A 17,311-nucleotide genomic window follows, 5' to 3' on the forward strand; every position below is an offset into this window, starting at 1 on the left:
GGTGGAGGGTGGTGGGGGTGGCGGCTATCTCCAGGCAGTTGGTGTCGGGGTCGCCTCCGGAGAACGACGACTTCTGCCAGCGGAGTGCTTCGGGCATGGGGTTCCTTCACAGTTGCTGGGCAATGCGGCGGATGAGGTCGAGGGAAGCATCCCGTGGGAGCGCGGCCTTGTCGATGGCATCGCTCCGGGTTCGGTAGCGGTTCAGCCGTGCTGTGGCGTCGATGAACTCGGCGCCGTGTGGCGTGTCGATCTGCACGGTGTCCAGTTGGGGCACCACCCCGCCGACGTACTGCATGGGAAAGCCCGCTCCCGCGAACCCCTCGGCCGCGAACGGGATGACACGAAGGGTGAGCGACTCCCTGTCGGACACCTGAAGGAGGTGTTCAAGCTGGGTGCGGGCGACCTTCGAGCCACCCACAAGCATCCGTAGTGCCGCCTCGTGGATGATCACGTCGTACGGCGTCCCCGACTCGATGACCCGCTGGCGGCGCACCCGGAACGAGACACGGGTCTCGCGCTCCTCCTCCGGAAGGCTTGGCGCCACAAACAGCGAGGCCGCGCGTACGTGGTCCTCGGTCTGGAGAACTCCCGGGATGTGCACCATCTCGAATACGCGGACGTACGAGGCGTGGTGCTCCAACTCGGCGAGGTCGAGCGCCTGAGGCGGCAGTACACCGCGGAACTCCTCCCACCAGCCCTTGACCCGCAATCCTGCCATCTCCGCCAATGCGTCCACGAGTTGGCTGCCGTCACATTCATAGAACCCGGCCAGCCTGCGCAGCCGCTGCTCGCTGATTCCGAACCGGCCGGATTCGATGTGGCTGATCTGGGTCTGGTTCACGCCGAGGAAGGTGGCGGCATCCCGGGACTCGATGCCCGCCGCCTCGCGCAGCTTGCGCAGTTCGGCGCCGAGTCGCCCTTGGCGTGCGGTGGGGTTGCCCCTCGGCGGCATGGAGTCCTCCTGTTTTGTCGTACTTTTCCAGACGAGTTGAGGTGTATCAGGCTGAGCCGTTACTGTCGTAACGTACCTCACGGAGGGTGCCCATCCGGTCACTCATCCGCAACTCCCGTGCGCCCAAAGTCCCGTTGCAGCAACGTGGTCGGGCCGCACACCCCCCTCACCCCCCCCGGAGTTGATGCCCCATGCCCTCGTACACCCTCATCTGTCCTCCCCTCGACACCTCCCCCCACATCGCCCGCGACTTCGTCGCCACCGTCCTGCACGCACTCAAACTCGACCGCACCCTCGTCGACGACGCGATCCTCTGCACCTCCGAACTCGTCACCAACGCCTGCGTGCACGCGAAGGGCGGTGACGGCACCGTGCTGTGGCTGGCGGTGGAGGAGGGGCGGCTGCGCGTGGTGGTGTACGACGGGGACGAGAACCCGCCGGTGATAAGGGAACTCACCTCGGAGACGTGGGAGTACGGCGGCGGCCGGGGCCTGTACATGGTGGACACCCTCACCGAGGGCCGCTGGGGACACGCTCCGGACATCCCGTACGCAGGGCTCGCGCACCCAGAGGGCAAGGCGGTGTGGTTCGACCTGCCCGTACGGCACCCGGCGGCACCGTGACCGACGAGTGCCCTCAGTCGCCCTCCCGCTCCCGCTCCGCCAGGTGGATCACGCACACCGTCACGGCGATCAGCAGGGCGGGGTCTGCGTCGTCACGGACGACGTCCACCCCGTACGTCTCCCTGATGTGCAGCCACCTGCGGGAGATCACCGCGAGGAGTTCCCCGTCGTACTCGACGGCGAACTCGCGGTCGAGGATCTTGCCGCTGACGTCGAGTTCGGTGCCGTCCACGAGAGACACCCGGTAGTGGTTGCGCAGCAGGGAGAGGCGTTTGCGGCGGACGGTCGCCAAGGGCTGCCCGTCCCGCTCGATCACCATCGTGTCCCGCAGCGCGAACATCTTCTGGCGGATGTCGATCAGGACGCGCCCCTGGGTGTCCTTCAGCTCGAAGGTGTCCCGCAGCCGCAGCGCCTTGCCATCGACGAGGAACGCCCTGCGGCCGTGGTCGTCCTCGATCCAGTAGTCCTCGCCGATGCCGAGGAGCCGGTCGCGTACCAGGAATCTCATGTACTCACCGGTTCCCCGGGTGCCGGTCCGAAACGCCGCCGGTAGGCCGACGGGCTGAGTCCCGTCTCCCGCCGCAGCCGCGCCCGCAGGTTTGCCGCCGTGCCGAGGCCGCAGCGCGCCGCCACCACGTCGAGGCGCTCCTCGCCCCGCTCGATCAGACGGCAGGCCAGCGCCACACGTTCTCCCGTGAGCCACGCGAGCGGGGTGGTCCCGAGCTGGGCGCGGAAGCGGCGGTGAAGTGTGGCCGGGCTGACCGCCGCGTGTGCGGCGAGATCGGTCACCGTCAGCGGGCCGCCGAGCCGTTCCTGCGCCCACGCCAGCAGCGGTGCCAGGGACTCGTCGGGCACCTCGGGCAGGGGGCGCTCCACGAACTGCCGCTGGCCGCCGTCGCGGTGGGCGGCGAACACCAGCCTCCGGGACACCGCGTTCGCGATCTCGGCGCCGTGGTCGCGGCGGATCAGGTGCAGCCCCAGGTCGAGCGCCGCCGCGCTGCCGGCCGAGCTCAGCACGTCGCCCTCGTCCACGAAGAGCACGTCCGGCTCCAGCAGGACCTTCGGGTGGAGCTTGCGGAAGGAGTCCGCCCAGCGCCAGTGTGTCGTGGCGCGGCGGTTGTCGAGCAGCCCGGCCTCGGCGAGCGCGAAGGAACCCGTGCAGAAGCTCACGATGCGGGCCCCGCGCGCGTGGGTGCGGCGGATGGCGTCCCGTACGGAGGCGGCGCGCGGCACGACGTTGTCCGGGCGGCCCGGTACGAGGAGGGTGTCCGCGGAGTCGACGGCGTCCAGCCCCGCCACACCGGAGAGCCTGAAGAACCCGTGGTTCATCCGGATGTCCGGCGCCGGTGCGCACAGCGTGAGCTCGTACAGCGGCCGCGCGAGCCCGAGTTCGGGCCGTGGCAGGCCGAACAGCTCGGTGGCGACGCCCACCTCGAACGGGTTCGTGCCCTCATCGACGATCACCGCGACACGGTGCGGGGTCGATGTGTGTGCGTGCGAGGATCCTTGCGCCATATGCGATTTCTAGCACTCGTACGGGCGGGCGGAAGCCCCGACGATGACCGTATGGAACCCACGGAACCGCTTTCTCTCGCCAAGGCCCTCGCGTCCTTCGACGCCCTGTGGAGCCCCCGGGTCGTCACGACCGTCAACGACTACGACGTACGCGTCGCCAAGGTGTCCGGCGAGCACGTGTGGCACGCGCACGACCACACCGACGAGTTCTTCCTGGTGCTGGACGGCGAACTGCACATCGCGCTGCGAGAGTCGGCCGGTGAACGGACCGTCGTACTGCCCAGGGGGTCGGTCTTCACCGTCCCGCGCGGGACCGAGCACAAGCCGATCGCGCCGGAGGGCGCCTCGATTCTGGTGTTCGAGCCGTCGGGGACACTCAGCGTGGGCGACCGCCACGACGAGGTCCCGGACCATGTGGACGCGACGACGGGACACGCACTGGGCTGAGGGGGAGCCTCGGAATGGGCGGGGCGCCCGGAGCACTCCGGGCGCCCCGCGCCGGTCCGGTCCGTCGGCTACCGGTAGCCCTCCCGTATGTCCGCGTCCCATCCGTCGTCGTAGGAGCGGCGCGGTTCCTCCTGGGTGCCGTGCAGCTCGGGCATGTCCATCGGCTCGCGCTCGTGATCCTCGTACGGGGCGTGCCTGCCGTCCTGGTGCGCGGTGCGGTCGCGGGTGCGGGGGCCGCTGGTCTCGTGTGCCATGGAACTGCTCCTCGGAGTCGCCCCCCTGCTTGCGTCGAATATCCCTCCAACGCCCCCCGTACGCATCCGGTGCGGTATCGGCTACGGAACGTGACAGGGAGGGGCGGTGTGATGCGCGGTCGGCGTACCAGCGGGAGGGCTGCCCGGCCGTGGACGGAACATCAAAGAACTGTCGACGGAGAGTCAACGACACGGCCCCGCCCGTCCTGACAGCCTCGAAGTACAGCAATCGGGGGCGGTTGAATGTCACATCCTGAGCGTGCAAACGCCGATAGCAGTGAACGTGCAAGAGGCCGCGGTCTCGATCTGCTCGGCAAGCGTGGCTCTTCGGTGGCCGTGGCCGCCCTCGCGACAGTCGTGATCGACGCGAGCGGCATCGCAGCAGTGGGCCCGGCAGCGGCAGCGCCTGTCAAAGCCGCTTCGTGCACCACATATGTGGCGGCTCAGACAGTGAACGTCCGCAGTCAGCCGTCGACGTTCGGCGACATCACCGGCAGCCCCTCCCGAGGTGACTCGGTATGCGGCAACCAAGTCGTCAGCACGCTCAAGGGCGGGACTTGCACAGCGTGCGGGAAGACCTCCTCCACCTGGGTCACGTTCGGAAAGGTCGCCCGCTACGTCGCCGCCACCTGTATGAGAGCGATCAAGGGATGAGCCTCCCGAACGGTCGCTGCATCCGACTCGGCCGGCCCCGACAACCCGGAAACCTCACCACGACGACCCATTACAGGAAGGCCATTATGAGAACTTTGAGCCCGCGGATCCTGCTGGCCGCCTTCGGCACTGCCACGGCGCTGGCCCTGGCAGCCGCAGCACCGGCATCGGCGGACGACTGGAGCACGGCCCAGCCCACGGACAACTGGAGCACGGCCCAGCCCACCGACAACTGGGGTGCCGTCCAGCCGCTCGACAGCTACGGCACTGTGCAGCCGCTCGACGGCCACGTCACCGTCCAACCACTCGACAACTACGGCACGGTCAGCCCTCTGGGTGCCATCTGGGGTGCCGCCTGAATCCTGCCCGGTAGTAGTGCCGCGAGTCCGCTGGTTCCCGGGTCGCCCGGGAATCAGCGTCCCGCTTACGGCGCTCCCCCGCGTGAGTGGGTGGTGTCACTGGACGCCGTTTCCCGCGTAGGCGTGGCGCAAGTCTCCCCAGCCAGGGATGGCACCCTTGACGCATGAACGCTGCCTCTCCCGCCCCGCGCCGTGCCCGTGTCCGCGCCCCCGAGCTGATCGGCAAGGGCGGCTGGCTGAACACGGGAGGCAAAGAGCTGACCCTCGCCGACCTGCGAGGTAAGTGCGTTGTTGTAGATTTTTGGACATTTTGTTGCGTGAACTGCCTCCACGTCCTGGACGAGCTCCGCGAACTGGAGGAGAAGCACCGGGACACGGTGGTGGTCATCGGCGTCCACTCGCCGAAGTTCGTGCACGAGGCCGACCACCGGGCGGTCGTGGACGCGGTCGAGCGGTACGGCGTCGAGCACCCCGTCCTCGACGACCCCGAGCTCGCCACCTGGAAGCAGTACGCGGTACGGGCCTGGCCGACGCTGGTGGTGATCGACCCCGAGGGGTACGTGGTCGCGCAGCACGCCGGCGAGGGGCACGCGCACGCGATCGCGCGGCTGGTCGAGGAGCTGGAGGCTGAGCACGCGGCGAAGGGCACGCTGCGCCGCGGCGACGGTCCGTACGTGGCTCCGGAGCCGGAGCCCACGGTGTTGCGCTTCCCCGGCAAGGCGCTGCTGCTGCCCTCCGGGACCTTCCTGATCAGTGACACCACCCGGCACCAGCTGGTGGAGCTCGCGGCGGACGGGGAGACCGTCGTCCGGCGCATCGGCTCGGGCGTCCGGGGCTTCGCGGACGGTGCGGGCGTGACGGCGAGCTTCAGCGAACCACAGGGCCTGGCGCTGCTGGACGACGGCTCCGTGGTCGTCGCCGACACCGTCAACCACGCCCTGCGGCGCCTGGACCCGGCCACCGGTGAGGTCACCACCCTCGCGGGCACGGGCCGCCAGTGGTGGCAAGGCTCGCCGACGTCCGGTCCGGCGAACGAGGTGGACCTGTCGTCCCCGTGGGACGTCGCGGTCTTCGAGGGGCGGGTGTGGATCGCCATGGCCGGCGTCCACCAGCTGTGGACGTACGACCCGGCCGAGGGCACGGTCGCGGTGGCGGCGGGCACGACCAACGAGGGGCTGGTCGACGGCCCCGGCCCCGAGGCATGGTTCGCCCAGCCCTCGGGTCTCGCGGTGTCGGCGGACGGGGACCGGCTGTGGCTGGCCGACTCCGAGACGAGCGCGCTGCGCTGGGTGGACCGGGACGGAGCGGTCCACACGGCCGTCGGCACCGGGCTGTTCGACTTCGGGCACCGTGACGGCGCCGCCGGACAGGCCCTGTTCCAGCACCCGCTGGGCGTGACGGCCCTGCCGGACGGCTCGGTCGCGGTCAGCGACACGTACAACCACGCCCTGCGCCGTTACGACCCGGCGACGGGCGAGGTGACCACGCTCGCCACGGACTTGCGGGAGCCGTCGGACGCGGTACTGGTCGGCGACGACATCGTGGTCGTCGAATCGGCCCGCCACCGGCTGACCCGGCTGCGGCTGCCCGAGGAGGCCGTGCAGGTCGACTCGGTGGCCCACCGCACCCAGCGCGCGGCCACCGACGTCGCGCCCGGCACGCTCCGGCTGGACATCGTCTTCCAGGCCCCGAAGGGCCAGAAGCTCGACACACGCTACGGCCCGTCGACCCGGCTCCTCGTCTCCTCCACCCCGCCCGAGCTGATCCTGAAGGGCGAGGGCGCGGACACGGATCTCTCCCGCACGATCGAGCTCGACCCCGCCGTGTCCGAGGGTGTGCTGCACGTCTCGGCGATGGCGGCGTCCTGCGACGACGACCCCGCGAACGAGTACCCGGCGTGCCACGTCCACCAGCAGGACTGGGGCGTACCGATCCGTGTCACGGAGGGCGGGGCGGACCGGCTTCCGCTGGTGCTGGCGGGGATGGACGAGGACGTCTGACCGGGCGTCGCGCGGGAGCGCGACAGGGCTCCGCACTCACACTCACACGCCTCCGTACCCGTCGCGGTGATGGTGGTGCCCCTGCTCGTCGATCACTGGCGTCGCGGGCGGCACCACCACGCGCCGCCGCTTGGCGATGCTGCTGAACGTCGTGACCCCGATCAGTCCGACGATCATGAAGATGACGCCGACCACGTCGAGGTTGACCCCTTGCATGTCCCAGTCGGTGGCGAAGGTGAGGATGGCCCCCACGGCGATCAGAATGATGCATCCGCCCAGGCCCATGAGTTACTGCCTCCCTGTCCGGTTCCGGTGTTCCGGTGTTCCGGTGTTCCGGGTTCCGGTCGGCACCGGGTACCCGGGAGGCCGGTGCCCATGCCGAGGCGTCCAATGCGAAGCGTGCCGAGTGAACGACTCCGCGTAATCGCAGGTCAGGTGCGCTGGGCTGTATTGGCAGGTCAGGTGCGCTGGGCTGTATTGGATGGCTGCGCTCCCTGTGAGCCGTCGGCCGCCAGCGGAAGGCTGCGCAGCGACAGCGCGCTCGGCGGGGGCAGCGCACCGTGGGCCGCCTCGGCACGGAACGACTGGAGCAGGTACGCCACCAGGCGTCGGGACGCCGCACGATCGTGGGGCAGCGCGGTGACCAGAGCGCAGTGGGACAACAGGGCCACGGCGATGTCGGAGGGGTGGAAGTCGGCCCGCAGCGCGCCCGCCGCCTGGGCCCTGCGGACCAGGGTCATGAGGTCCCGCTCGGCCCGTTGCCGGGCCCGTGCGTGATCCACCGTACTGTCCGGGAATGCCGCGACGAACGCGGCCGGGAACCCCCTTTCCTCCCGCTGGAGTTCGCAGGCCGTCTCGATCAGCCGCTGGAAGCCCCGCCACGGGTCGGGGTCGTCCAGCGCCTCGGTGAGCGCCCGGGCGCAGGTCTCCATCTGCTGCGCGAACGCGGCCCGCACCAGGGCGTCCCGGGTAGGGAAACGCCGGTACAGCGTCGCCACGCCGACGCCCGCCCGTCGGGCCACGGTCGCCATGGGCGCATCGATCCCGTGCTCGGCGAAGACCGCGCGGGCGGCGACGAGGATGCGCCCCCGGTTGCGCCGGGCGTCCGCCCGAAGCCCGTCCTGGCTCGCGATCCGAGAGGATTCCCCCACCACTGTCTCTCACCTCCGGTCAAACGGACGATGTCGTCCGGTTCGCAGCCTACGCTCGGCGCCCAGATCCCCCTGCACGGCCGCTGTTGGCGAAGGTGAGAACGATGCACGACCGCATGATGAAAGCAGTACTGTTCGACCGCTTCGGCGGCCCTGAGGTGCTGTATGTGGGCCGGGTACCACGCCCCGAACCGGCACCCGGCGAGGTCCTCGTACGGGTGCGCGCGTTCAGCGTCAACGGCAGCGAACTGGCGGCCCGTTCCGGCCGCCTCCGCCTCGTCACCGGCCAGAAGTTCCCGCAGCGCATCGGGTTGGACTTCACCGGCGAGGTCGCCGCACTCGGCACCGGCGCGACGGGCGTCGTGGTCGACGACCGGGTGTGGGGCGCCGTGGGCCGCACCTCCGGATTCGGCAGCGCCGCCGAGTACGTGACGGTGCCGGCCGAGCGGCTCGGCCGGGTCCCGGACGGACTGGACCTGGTGGCCGCCGCCACGCTGCCCGTGGCCACCACGGCCGTCACCGCGCTCCGCGACAAGGCAGCGCTGCGCCCCGGCGAACGACTGCTCGTACGGGGTGCGGCGGGCGGCGTCGGCAACGCCGCCGTGCAGCTCGGACAGGCGTACGGCGCCGAGGTCACGGCCCTGGCCCGCGCCGCCAACCTCGACTTCGTCCGCACGCTCGGCGCCCGCCACGCCTTCGACCACCGGACCGTTCTGCCGGCGGAACTGGACCTGTTCGACGTGGTCCTCGACACGGCGGGCACCGACCTGCCCGCCTTCCGGCGCCTGCTGAAGCCCGGCGGACGCATGGTCACCATCGCCTTCGACCTGACGCGGCCCGCGGCCTCGCTCGGCTACATCGCGGCCAGCGCCGTGTACGGACGCGGCCGGGTGCGCTTCTTCAGCGGCAACCCCAAGCGGGCTCTCCTCGACGACCTCGCCCGCCAGGTGGCGGAGGGGAAGCTGCGCCCGGCGGTGGACACGGTCTTCCCGCTGGAGGAGACAGCGGCGGCGCACCGGGCGCTGGAGGCGGGCGGGGTACGGGGCAAGTACGTGGTCAGGGTCGACTAGGGCCGTCCGAACCAATCCCTGGGGCCTGGTTGGAAAGTGCTGGTCACAGCCATTCGCTCGGAGACTCCGTCAGCCGGGAGCGGGTCGGATGGACCCGTCCCCTGAATTCAGAAGGACCCCTGGATTCGGCCGGAGGCCGCCGCCTCACCCTTCCAGGAACGCCACCAACGAGTTCGCCAGCAGATACGGGTCATCCGCGGCGCACAGCTCCCGCGCACTGTGCATCGACAGGATGGCCACGCCGATGTCGACGGTCTTGATGCCGTGGCGGGCCGCCGTGATGGGACCGATCGTCGTCCCGCAGGGCATCGAGTTGTTGGAGACGAAGGACTGGAAGGGGACGCCCGCCTTGTCGCAGGCGGCGGCGAACACAGCGCGGCCCGAACCGTCCGTGGCGTAGCGGTTGTTGACGTTCACCTTGAGGATGGGCCCGCCGCCCGCGCGCGGGTGGTGCGTCGGGTCGTGCCGCTCGGCGTAGTTGGGGTGGACGGCGTGGCCCGTGTCGGAGGACAGACAGACGCTGCCCGCGAAGGCCCTCGCCCGGTCCTCGTACGAGCCGCCGCGGGCGAACACCGAGCGCTCCAGCACCGAGCCGAGCAGCGGGCCGTCCGCGCCCGTGTCCGACTGCGAGCCGTTCTCCTCGTGGTCGAAGGCCGCGAGGACGGGGATGCAGGGCAGCGCCACATCACCGGCGGCATCGGCGGTGGCGATCGCGACGAGCGCCGCCGTGGCCGCGTGTACCGACAGCAGGTTGTCCATGCGCGGGCCCGCCACGAGTTCCTTGTCGCGGCCCAGGTAGGCCGGCGCCTCGACGGAGTGCGTCATCAGGTCCCAGCCCGTGACGGCGCCGGAGTCCAGGCCCGACTCCCGCTCCAGGAAGGCGATGAGGTCGCCGTCGCGGACGTCGTTCCCGAGGCCCCAGATCGGCTGCAGATGGCGCTGCTTGTCGAGCTTGAGACCCTCGGACGACACCGAGCGGTCCAGGTGGATGGCGAGCTGGGGGACCCGGAGCAGCGGGCGGTCGATGTTCACGAGGCGGGTCGAGCCGTCGCGGAGGGAGAGGCGGCCGGCGAGGCCCAGGTCGCGGTCCAGCCAGGAGTTGAGCAGCGGACCCCCGTAGATCTCGACGGCGACCTGACGCCAGCCGTGCGCGCCGCTGTCGGGCAGCGGCTTCACTCTCAGGTTGGGGGAGTCGGTGTGCGCGCCCACGATACGGAACGGGGTGTGCGGCTCGGCGCCCTCGGGGACGTACCAGGCGACGATGGCGCCGCCGCGCAGCACATACCGGCCGCCGGCCGTGCCGTCCCATGCGTCCGTCTCCGCGACCTGGCGGAAGCCGGCCTTCTCCAGCCGCTCGGCGGCGTTCGCCACGGCGTGGTACGGCGACGGACTGGCCGCCAGGAAGGTCATGAGGTCGTCGGTGTGGCCGCGGTCGAAGCGGGCGCCTGTGCTGCTCATGGGTTCACCTTAACGACGTACGAGGGCCCGCTCCCGGGGATGGGGAGCGGGCCCTCGTAAGGGGGCTGTGGAGAGTCGGAATCCTGACCGGACGGACAGGTTCCGCTTAGCCGCCCAACTCGGCTGGAAGGGGTATCAACCGCCCTGCGGGGCGGCCAAGGCGGGTCCTAGAACGCCGTCTCGTCCAGCTCCATCAGGTCCAGGTCCACGCCCTCGGAGACCTTGCGGGCCAGGGTCACCCCCGGCAGGACGTTGGCCGCGAAGAACTTCGCCGCCGCGATCTTGCCCGTGTAGAAGGCCACATCCTTGGAAGACACGGTCTTCGCGGAGGCTCCGGACCGGAGCTTCTCGGCGGCCACCGCCGCGCCCCTCAGGAGCAGGTAGCCGACGACCACGTCACCGGAGGCCATCAGCAGGCGGGTCGTGTTGAGCCCCACCTTGTAGATGTTCTTGACGTCCTGCTCGGTGGCCGCGAGGTCCGTCAGCATCAGGCCGACGATCGCCTCCAGCTCCACCGCGGCCTTGGCGAGGTGGTCGCGGGCACCGGCCAGTTCCTCGCCGCCCTCGCCGAGCGCCAGGAACTTCTTGATCTCCTCGGCGAGCGAGTTCAGCGCGGCACCCTGGTTGCGGACGATCTTCCGGAAGAAGAAGTCCTGGCCCTGGATGGCGGTCGTGCCCTCGTACAGGGTGTCGATCTTGGCGTCGCGGATGTACTGCTCGATCGGGTACTCCTGCAGGAAGCCCGAGCCGCCGAAGGTCTGCAGCGACTGGGCGAGCTGCTCGTAGCCCTTCTCGGAGCCGTAGCCCTTGACGATCGGCAGGAGCAGGTCGTTCAGCGCGTGCTCCGCCGAGGCGTCCTCGCCGTTCGCCTCCTTGACGGCGATGGCGTCCTGCACCGACGCCGTGTGGAGGACGAGGGCACGCATGCCCTCCGCGTACGCCTTCTGCGTGATCAGCGAGCGGCGCACGTCCGGGTGGTGCGTGATGGTGACCTTGGGGGCGCTCTTGTCCATGAAGTCCGCCAGGTCCGGGCCCTGGACGCGCTCCTTGGCGTACTCCAGCGCGTTCAGGTAGCCCGTCGACAGAGTGGAGATCGCCTTCGTGCCGACCATCATCCGCGCGAACTCGATGATGCGGAACATCTGGCGGATGCCGTCGTGCTTGTCGCCGATCAGCCAGCCCTTGGCGGGGTGACGGTCGCCGAAGGTCATCTCGCAGGTGTTGGAGGCCTTCAGGCCCATCTTGTGCTCGACGTTCGTGGCGTACACGCCGTTGCGTTCGCCCAGCTCGCCGGTCTCGACGTCGAAGAGGTACTTGGGCACGAGGAAGAGGGAGAGCCCCTTCGTGCCGGGCCCGGCACCCTCCGGGCGGGCCAGGACGTAGTGGAGGATGTTCTCCTCCATGTCGTGCTCACCGGACGTGATGAAGCGCTTCACGCCCTCGATGTGCCAGGAACCGTCCTCCTGCGGGACGGCCTTGGTGCGCCCGGCGCCCACATCCGAACCGGCGTCCGGCTCGGTGAGCACCATGGTGGAGCCCCAGGTCCGCTCGACCGCGATCCCGGCGATCTTCCGCTGCTCCTCGGTGCCCTCGTCGAAGAGGATGCGGGCGAAGGCCGGGCCGGAGGCGTACATCCAGATCGCCGGGTTGGCGCCGAGGATCAGCTCCGCGTACGCCCAGATCAGGGACGGCGGAGCGGTCGTGCCGCCGACCTCCTCGGGCAGGCCCAGACGCCAGTACTCCGAGTCCATGAAGGCCTTGTAGCTCTTCTTGAAGGACGCCGGGACCGGAGCGCTGCCGGTCTCCGGGTCGAAGACCGGCGGGTTGCGGTCGGCGTCCGTGAAGGACTCGGCCAGCTCGTTCTCCGCGAGGCGGGTGAGCTCTTCCAGGATGCTCCTGGCGGTGTCCGCGTCCATCTCCGCGAACGGGCCGGTGCCGTACAGCTTGTCGCGACCGAGTACTTCGAAGAGGTTGAACTCGATGTCGCGGAGATTCGACTTGTAGTGCCCCATGGCGACAGCTCCGTGGAGAGATCGGCGAGGCACTGACTCCTCGCGGCTAGTTCGTTTACTAACAAGTAGCTACGGCTACGATGATGCTACCCACCGGTAATAAGAAGCAAGCCCGATCGGGGCAACTGTGACTGGTTACTCTTTGCGGCATGTACGGATACGGGCAGCCGACAGGTGGTACAGACCCTCAGCAGCAGTACGCCCCACCGCCGCAGCAGCCGATGGGCGGCGGGTACGGGCAGCAGCAGCCGCTGTACCCCGAGCCGTCCCCGCCGTCGCTCGCGGACGCGGTGCGCGCCTTCACCACGGGGCAGACGTCCGCCGAGGACTTCCAGCAGGTCTTCGCGACGTCCAAGGTCTACTGCCCGCGCGGTGACAACCCCGGCTTCCTCGCGCTGCACAACACCCAGCAGCCCGTGATCCCGATGTTCACCTCGCTCAAGGAGCTGCGCCGGTACGCCGGCAAGGAGTCCAAGTACTTCGTGATCACCGGCGCCGAGGTCATCGACCTGCTGCCCACCGGCTACGGCTTCGTGCTCGACATGGAGGGTGAGCACCGCATGGTGTTCGACGCGAAGGCGGTCGAGCAGATGGTCGATTTCGCGATGCGGCGCATGTACGGCTAGGCCATGGTTCGGTGAAACGCGGGCGGCTGGACGCCGTCACTTCGCGGGTGGCTGACGCTCAGCACCGCCGTCACGACCGGGACGCCCGGAGGGAATGCCCTCCGGGCGTTCTGTGTTGGGGCTGGCAGAAAGTTCAACAATCAACTAACCTGAGCGCACAAGGAGGTACCGACATGCCTGCAGTAACCGTCGAGAACCCGCTGACGCTGCCCCGCGTGACCGCACCCGCCGACGCCGTGGCCCGCCCCGTGCTCACCGTCACCACCGCGCCGAGCGGATTCGAGGGCGAGGGCTTCCCGGTGCGCAGGGCGTTCGCCGGGATCAACTACCGCCACCTCGACCCGTTCATCATGATGGACCAGATGGGAGAGGTGGAGTACGCGCCCGGAGAGCCGAAGGGGACCCCCTGGCACCCGCACCGCGGCTTCGAGACCGTCACGTACATCATCGACGGGGTCTTCGACCACCAGGACTCCAACGGCGGTGGCGGCACCATCACCAACGGCGACACCCAGTGGATGACGGCCGGCTCCGGCCTCCTCCACATCGAGGCGCCGCCGGAGCAGCTCGTCATGTCGGGCGGCCTCTTCCACGGACTCCAGCTGTGGGTGAACCTCCCGGCCAAGGACAAGATGATGGCGCCGCGCTACCAGGACATCCGTGGTGGCCAGGTGCAGCTCCTGACCTCGCCGGACGGCGGCGCGCTGCTGCGCGTCATCGCCGGTGAGCTGGACGGCCACGACGGCCCCGGCATCACGCACACACCGATCACGATGATCCACGCGACGCTGGCACCCGGCGCGGAGATCACGCTGCCGTGGCGCGAGGACTTCAACGGCCTCGCGTACGTGCTGGCGGGCAAGGGCTCGGTCGGTGCCGAGCGCCGTCCGATCCACCTCGGCCAGACCGCCGTCTTCGGTGCCGGTGCCTCGCTGACCGTCCGCGCGGACGAGAAGCAGGACTCGCACACGCCGGACATGGAGGTCGTGCTGCTGGGCGGCCAGCCGATCCGTGAGCCGATGGCCCACTACGGCCCGTTCGTCATGAACACCAAGGCAGAACTTCAGCAGGCGTTCGATGACTTCCAGAAGGGGCGGCTGGGGACCATTCCGGCTGTGCACGGGATGTCCGAGGGCGGACTCTAGGCCTCGCTGGGACCGCACCTGGCGAGTCCGGTCCGGAAGGAACGGGCCAAGCACCGCTCGCCGCACCGCTCGCCGCCCTGCACCGGCAGGTCGGTGGCCTCCCACTGACCGCGGACCCGCCGACCGCGCCGTGAGACCCGGGCGTGGTCGGCGGGTGGGGTCAGCCGATGCGGTCGGCGGGGGCGTTGGTCAGGTAGGTGTAGCGGGCCTGGAGGGCGCCGGTCCCGGGGGCGGTCTCCGTCTCCTCCAGAAGGTCTCCGGTCTTGGGGTTCACGATCAGGCGGATGGTGACGGACCTGGCCTCCCATTCCAGAGCCGTGCCCGTACGGCCGGTGACGTCCTTGGCGGGGCCGGTGACCTTGGCCCCGGGGAGGTCGGCCAGGACGCGGTAGAGCGCCGCGCGCAGGTCGGGGCCGGCCGGGGACTCGCCCAGGAGGGCGGTGGCGTTGTCGAAGGTGCTCTTGGCCTTGCCGTCGGTGGAGTTGGAGAAGGGGAGCAGCGCGGCGAGAGCCTTGGGGTCGGTGGGGAGCTCGTCGAGTTGGTTCCAGTCGAGGGCCCGGTCGCCGACGGCGTACGCGGCGCCCGTGGAGACGACCTTGGTGGACCCGTCCGGGTTCACCTCGGTGGACTTCCCCTTCCGGTCCAGATACCGGGTGTGCGTGCTCTCCTTCTCGCCGTCCGCCGGGACGGTGAGGTTGAGGGTGGTCTTCCAGTACGGGGCCTCGGTGGCGGGGGCGGAGGCCGCGACCTGTGCCATGTCGTTGAGGAACGCCTTGGCCGAGGCGGCCCGTGGGGGTTGCGACGATGCGCTGTCGGTCGCGGTGAGACCCGGGTACGCGACGGCACCGGCGGCGACGGCCGCGGCCAGCGCCGTGACCACGACGCGGGGGCGGAAGGACAACCCGGCGAGGCCCGCGCGGCGACGGGGGCGCACGGCCGACGGGGTGTCGGCGGCGGGGGTGTGAGCGGCGGCCTCGGTGTCCCGCTCGATCGCCGCGCGGAGGACGGCCTGCGCCGCCGCCACCGTCTCGGCGTTCGGCGGCTCCACCCGGCCGACAGCCATCAGGGCCTCCGCTCCGGGGAAGTCGAGGTGGTCCTTCGCGTGGTCGGTGTTGACGGTGTGGCTGGTGTGACTGGTGTGGCTGCGGGCGGTCATGCGGACTCTCCTGTCTTGGACGTCTGAGTGGAGGAGACGAGGGCGCCGAGCCGCTCGCGCAGTCGGGTACGGGCGCGGTGCAGCCGGGAGCGGGCAGTGCCCGGGCGGATGCCGACGACCGAGGCGGCCTCGGTGGGGGTGAGCTGCTCCCACGCGATGAGCAGCATCAACTCCCGTTCGACGGCGGGCAGCTTGGCCAGGGCGTGGCGCAGCACCGGCGAGACCGCGGCGGCGTCCAGCCGCTGGTCGACGGCGTGCCACGGGTCGCTGACGATGCCCTCCGTGAACCGCGCTGAGCCTGGCGGCGCCTCGGTCTCCAGCCGGCGCCAGTGCGCCGCCAGGACATGGCGGGCCACCCCGAACAGCCAGGCTCTGGCTGTCCCGCGTGCCGCGTCGAAGCCGTGCCGGCCCGCGTACGCGCGCAGCCACAGCTCCGAGAGCAGGTCGTCGGCCGCGTCAGGGGCGCGCCGTACGAGATAGCCGTGCAGCGCTGCCGAGTGGCGGGCCACGAGCGGTTCGAACGCCGTCGGGTCCTGCTTCGAGCGCAGCAGCAGTTCGTCGTCCCTGCCCGTATGTCGGTCGGCTGCCGCGTCCGTACGTACTTCCCTGGTCACAGGGCCTCCATCTCCGACCGCCGAAGCAGGCGGTCTCACCCTCTTACTTGTCGGGCGGAGCAGAAAGCGTTCGCGCCGGGACACCGGCCTCACGAAGAGTGGTCCGCCGTCGCCGCCGGGTGTGTCACCCGGGCGGGCCGTTCGCGCACGACAGGGCCGGTCCGGCGTGGTCGGCTGGAGGTGTGCAGGACACCAAGCCGCTCGGCCCGGACCCCGGGCCCCTGCTCCCCGACTCCGTCCGCCGCCTCGCCGCCTGGTGTGCCGTCGTCCTGCTCGTCGCCGGGGTCGTCTACGTCGCGATCCGGCTCTGCGTCGGGTTCCGGACGGCCGTGGTGCCGGTGCTGCTCGCGCTGCTCGGGACCGCGTTGCTGCGGCCGATGCACCGGCGCCTCGTCGCGGCGGGGGTCCACCGGTCGATCGCGGCGGCGCTCACCTGTGTCGCCGTCGTGGCCGTGGTCGGCGGGGCCGTCTACGTCGTCGTCGCCGCGATCGTCGACGCCGGTGACCAGATCGTCCACTCGCTCAGGGAAGCGGCACGCTCCATCGCCACGCGCTTCGGGCCGGCCGGTACCTCGCTGGAGGACCTGGCCACCAACGCCCCGAAGCTGCTGGGCAAATTCGGGGGGACGGCCGCCTCCGGTGTGCTCAGCGGAGTCAGCGTCGTCGGCGAGGCGATCGCCATGGCGGTGCTGGCGCTGCTGCTCGTCTTCTTCTTCCTCCGTGATTTCCACCGGGCCGGGGACGCCCTGCGCGCCGTGGCCCCCGGCGGCACGGCCGGCACCGTGGAGGCCATGGCCCGGCGGGCCTTCCACGCCGTCGAGGGGTTCATGCGGGGGACCACCTTCATCGCCCTGATCGACTCCGTCTGCGTCACCGTGGGGCTGCTGATCCTCAAGGTCCCGGGGGCCGTCGGGCTGGGCGCGCTGGTCTTCGTGGGCGCGTACATCCCGTATCTCGGCGCCTTCCTCTCCGGTGCCGTGGCCGTGCTCGTCGCGCTCGCCGACCGCGGGTTCGTCATCGCGCTGTGGGCGCTCGGGATCATCGTCGCCGTGCAGCTCCTGGAGGGGCACGTCCTCCAGCCGATGGTCCAGAGCCGTACGGTCCAGATGCACCCGGCCGTCGTCATGGTCACCCTCACGGCGGGTGCGTCCGTCGCCGGGATCCTCGGCCTGCTGCTCGCCGTACCGCTGACCGCGGCCGCCTTCGGGGTCGTCCATGAGCTGAGGGGGAGGCACGAGGCGGGCGAGGCCGGTGAGGCGGGGGCTGTCTCTTATA

General features: G+C 70.4%; 19 protein-coding genes. 8 read left to right on the plus strand and 11 right to left on the minus strand.

The window, feature by feature from the left end; genetic code table 11:
- Together FPZ41_RS35245 and FPZ41_RS35250 are read right to left on the minus strand one after the other, a co-directional pair.
- Positions 1–97: DUF397 domain-containing protein (locus FPZ41_RS35245; RefSeq protein WP_152867653.1), on the minus strand; the 97-nt coding region annotated here is incomplete at its 3' end.
- A 9-nt stretch (positions 98–106) separates the two neighbouring features.
- Positions 107–952: a helix-turn-helix domain-containing protein gene (locus tag FPZ41_RS35250; protein ID WP_152867654.1), complete on the minus strand. Its 846-nt coding sequence runs from the start codon at positions 950–952 to the stop codon at positions 107–109.
- 191 nt (positions 953–1,143) lie between these two features.
- On the opposite strand from FPZ41_RS35250, the gene FPZ41_RS35255 reads away from it, so the two are divergent.
- Positions 1,144–1,575, plus strand: a complete 432-nt coding sequence (locus FPZ41_RS35255) for an ATP-binding protein (protein ID WP_152867655.1) — start codon at positions 1,144–1,146, stop codon at positions 1,573–1,575.
- A 13-nt stretch (positions 1,576–1,588) separates the two neighbouring features.
- Here FPZ41_RS35255 and FPZ41_RS35260 read toward each other — a convergent pair whose 3' ends face one another.
- Complete coding sequence (locus tag FPZ41_RS35260; RefSeq protein ID WP_131566167.1) at positions 1,589–2,083, minus strand: LURP-one-related/scramblase family protein; 495 nt, start codon at positions 2,081–2,083, stop codon at positions 1,589–1,591.
- Positions 2,080–3,090: a GlxA family transcriptional regulator gene (locus FPZ41_RS35265; RefSeq protein ID WP_152867656.1), complete on the minus strand. Its 1,011-nt coding sequence runs from the start codon at positions 3,088–3,090 to the stop codon at positions 2,080–2,082. The genes FPZ41_RS35260 and FPZ41_RS35265 overlap by 4 nt, the downstream gene beginning before the upstream one ends.
- Before the next feature lie 51 nt (positions 3,091–3,141).
- Here FPZ41_RS35265 and FPZ41_RS35270 point away from each other — a divergent pair, with 51 nt between their 5' ends.
- On the plus strand, positions 3,142–3,537 hold the full coding sequence (locus FPZ41_RS35270) for a cupin domain-containing protein (RefSeq protein WP_152867657.1): 396 nt from the start codon (positions 3,142–3,144) through the stop codon (positions 3,535–3,537).
- Between the two features lie 68 nt (positions 3,538–3,605).
- On the opposite strand, the gene FPZ41_RS35275 is transcribed toward FPZ41_RS35270, so the two are convergent.
- A complete protein-coding gene (locus FPZ41_RS35275) occupies positions 3,606–3,791 on the minus strand; it encodes a hypothetical protein (protein WP_152867658.1) in 186 nt (61 codons plus the stop codon).
- A 740-nt stretch (positions 3,792–4,531) separates the two neighbouring features.
- On the opposite strand from FPZ41_RS35275, the gene FPZ41_RS35280 reads away from it, so the two are divergent.
- On the plus strand, positions 4,532–4,804 hold the full coding sequence (locus FPZ41_RS35280) for a hypothetical protein (protein WP_152867659.1): 273 nt from the start codon (positions 4,532–4,534) through the stop codon (positions 4,802–4,804).
- 164 nt (positions 4,805–4,968) lie between these two features.
- Positions 4,969–6,804 carry an NHL domain-containing thioredoxin family protein gene (locus FPZ41_RS35285; protein ID WP_152867660.1) on the plus strand — a complete coding sequence of 612 codons (1,836 nt, stop codon included), beginning with the start codon at positions 4,969–4,971 and terminating at the stop codon, positions 6,802–6,804.
- A gap of 42 nt (positions 6,805–6,846) precedes the next feature.
- On the opposite strand, the gene FPZ41_RS35290 is transcribed toward FPZ41_RS35285, so the two are convergent.
- Complete coding sequence (locus FPZ41_RS35290) at positions 6,847–7,089, minus strand: DUF6458 family protein (RefSeq protein WP_152867661.1); 243 nt, start codon at positions 7,087–7,089, stop codon at positions 6,847–6,849.
- Positions 7,090–7,262: 173 nt separating this feature from the next.
- Positions 7,263–7,955: a TetR/AcrR family transcriptional regulator gene (locus FPZ41_RS35295; RefSeq protein WP_322621123.1), complete on the minus strand. Its 693-nt coding sequence runs from the start codon at positions 7,953–7,955 to the stop codon at positions 7,263–7,265.
- 104 nt (positions 7,956–8,059) lie between these two features.
- Between FPZ41_RS35295 and FPZ41_RS35300 the strand changes: the two genes are divergently transcribed.
- The gene (locus FPZ41_RS35300) at positions 8,060–9,025 is read left to right on the plus strand and encodes a quinone oxidoreductase family protein (RefSeq protein ID WP_152867662.1); all 966 of its coding nucleotides are present in this window, start codon (positions 8,060–8,062) and stop codon (positions 9,023–9,025) included.
- A 144-nt stretch (positions 9,026–9,169) separates the two neighbouring features.
- Here the strand turns inward: FPZ41_RS35300 and FPZ41_RS35305 are convergent, their stop codons facing one another.
- A complete protein-coding gene (locus tag FPZ41_RS35305; protein ID WP_152867663.1) occupies positions 9,170–10,483 on the minus strand; it encodes a M18 family aminopeptidase in 1,314 nt (437 codons plus the stop codon).
- Between the two features lie 167 nt (positions 10,484–10,650).
- Positions 10,651–12,495: an acyl-CoA dehydrogenase gene (locus FPZ41_RS35310; protein WP_152867664.1), complete on the minus strand. Its 1,845-nt coding sequence runs from the start codon at positions 12,493–12,495 to the stop codon at positions 10,651–10,653.
- 149 nt (positions 12,496–12,644) lie between these two features.
- Between FPZ41_RS35310 and FPZ41_RS35315 the strand changes: the two genes are divergently transcribed.
- The gene (locus FPZ41_RS35315) at positions 12,645–13,121 is read left to right on the plus strand and encodes an SseB family protein (protein WP_152867665.1); all 477 of its coding nucleotides are present in this window, start codon (positions 12,645–12,647) and stop codon (positions 13,119–13,121) included.
- 173 nt (positions 13,122–13,294) lie between these two features.
- On the plus strand, positions 13,295–14,266 hold the full coding sequence (locus tag FPZ41_RS35320; protein ID WP_152867666.1) for a pirin family protein: 972 nt from the start codon (positions 13,295–13,297) through the stop codon (positions 14,264–14,266).
- Between the two features lie 160 nt (positions 14,267–14,426).
- Here the strand turns inward: FPZ41_RS35320 and FPZ41_RS35325 are convergent, their stop codons facing one another.
- Complete coding sequence (locus FPZ41_RS35325) at positions 14,427–15,422, minus strand: hypothetical protein (RefSeq protein WP_152867667.1); 996 nt, start codon at positions 15,420–15,422, stop codon at positions 14,427–14,429.
- A complete protein-coding gene (locus FPZ41_RS35330; RefSeq protein ID WP_322621124.1) occupies positions 15,419–16,036 on the minus strand; it encodes an RNA polymerase sigma factor in 618 nt (205 codons plus the stop codon). Before FPZ41_RS35330 ends, FPZ41_RS35325 begins: the two co-directional genes overlap by 4 nt.
- A gap of 182 nt (positions 16,037–16,218) precedes the next feature.
- On the opposite strand from FPZ41_RS35330, the gene FPZ41_RS35335 reads away from it, so the two are divergent.
- Positions 16,219–17,311: AI-2E family transporter (locus tag FPZ41_RS35335; protein ID WP_322621125.1), on the plus strand; the 1,093-nt coding region annotated here is incomplete at its 3' end.

Source organism: Streptomyces acidicola, from assembly GCF_009377235.1.
Lineage (GTDB): Bacteria > Actinomycetota > Actinomycetes > Streptomycetales > Streptomycetaceae > Streptomyces > Streptomyces acidicola.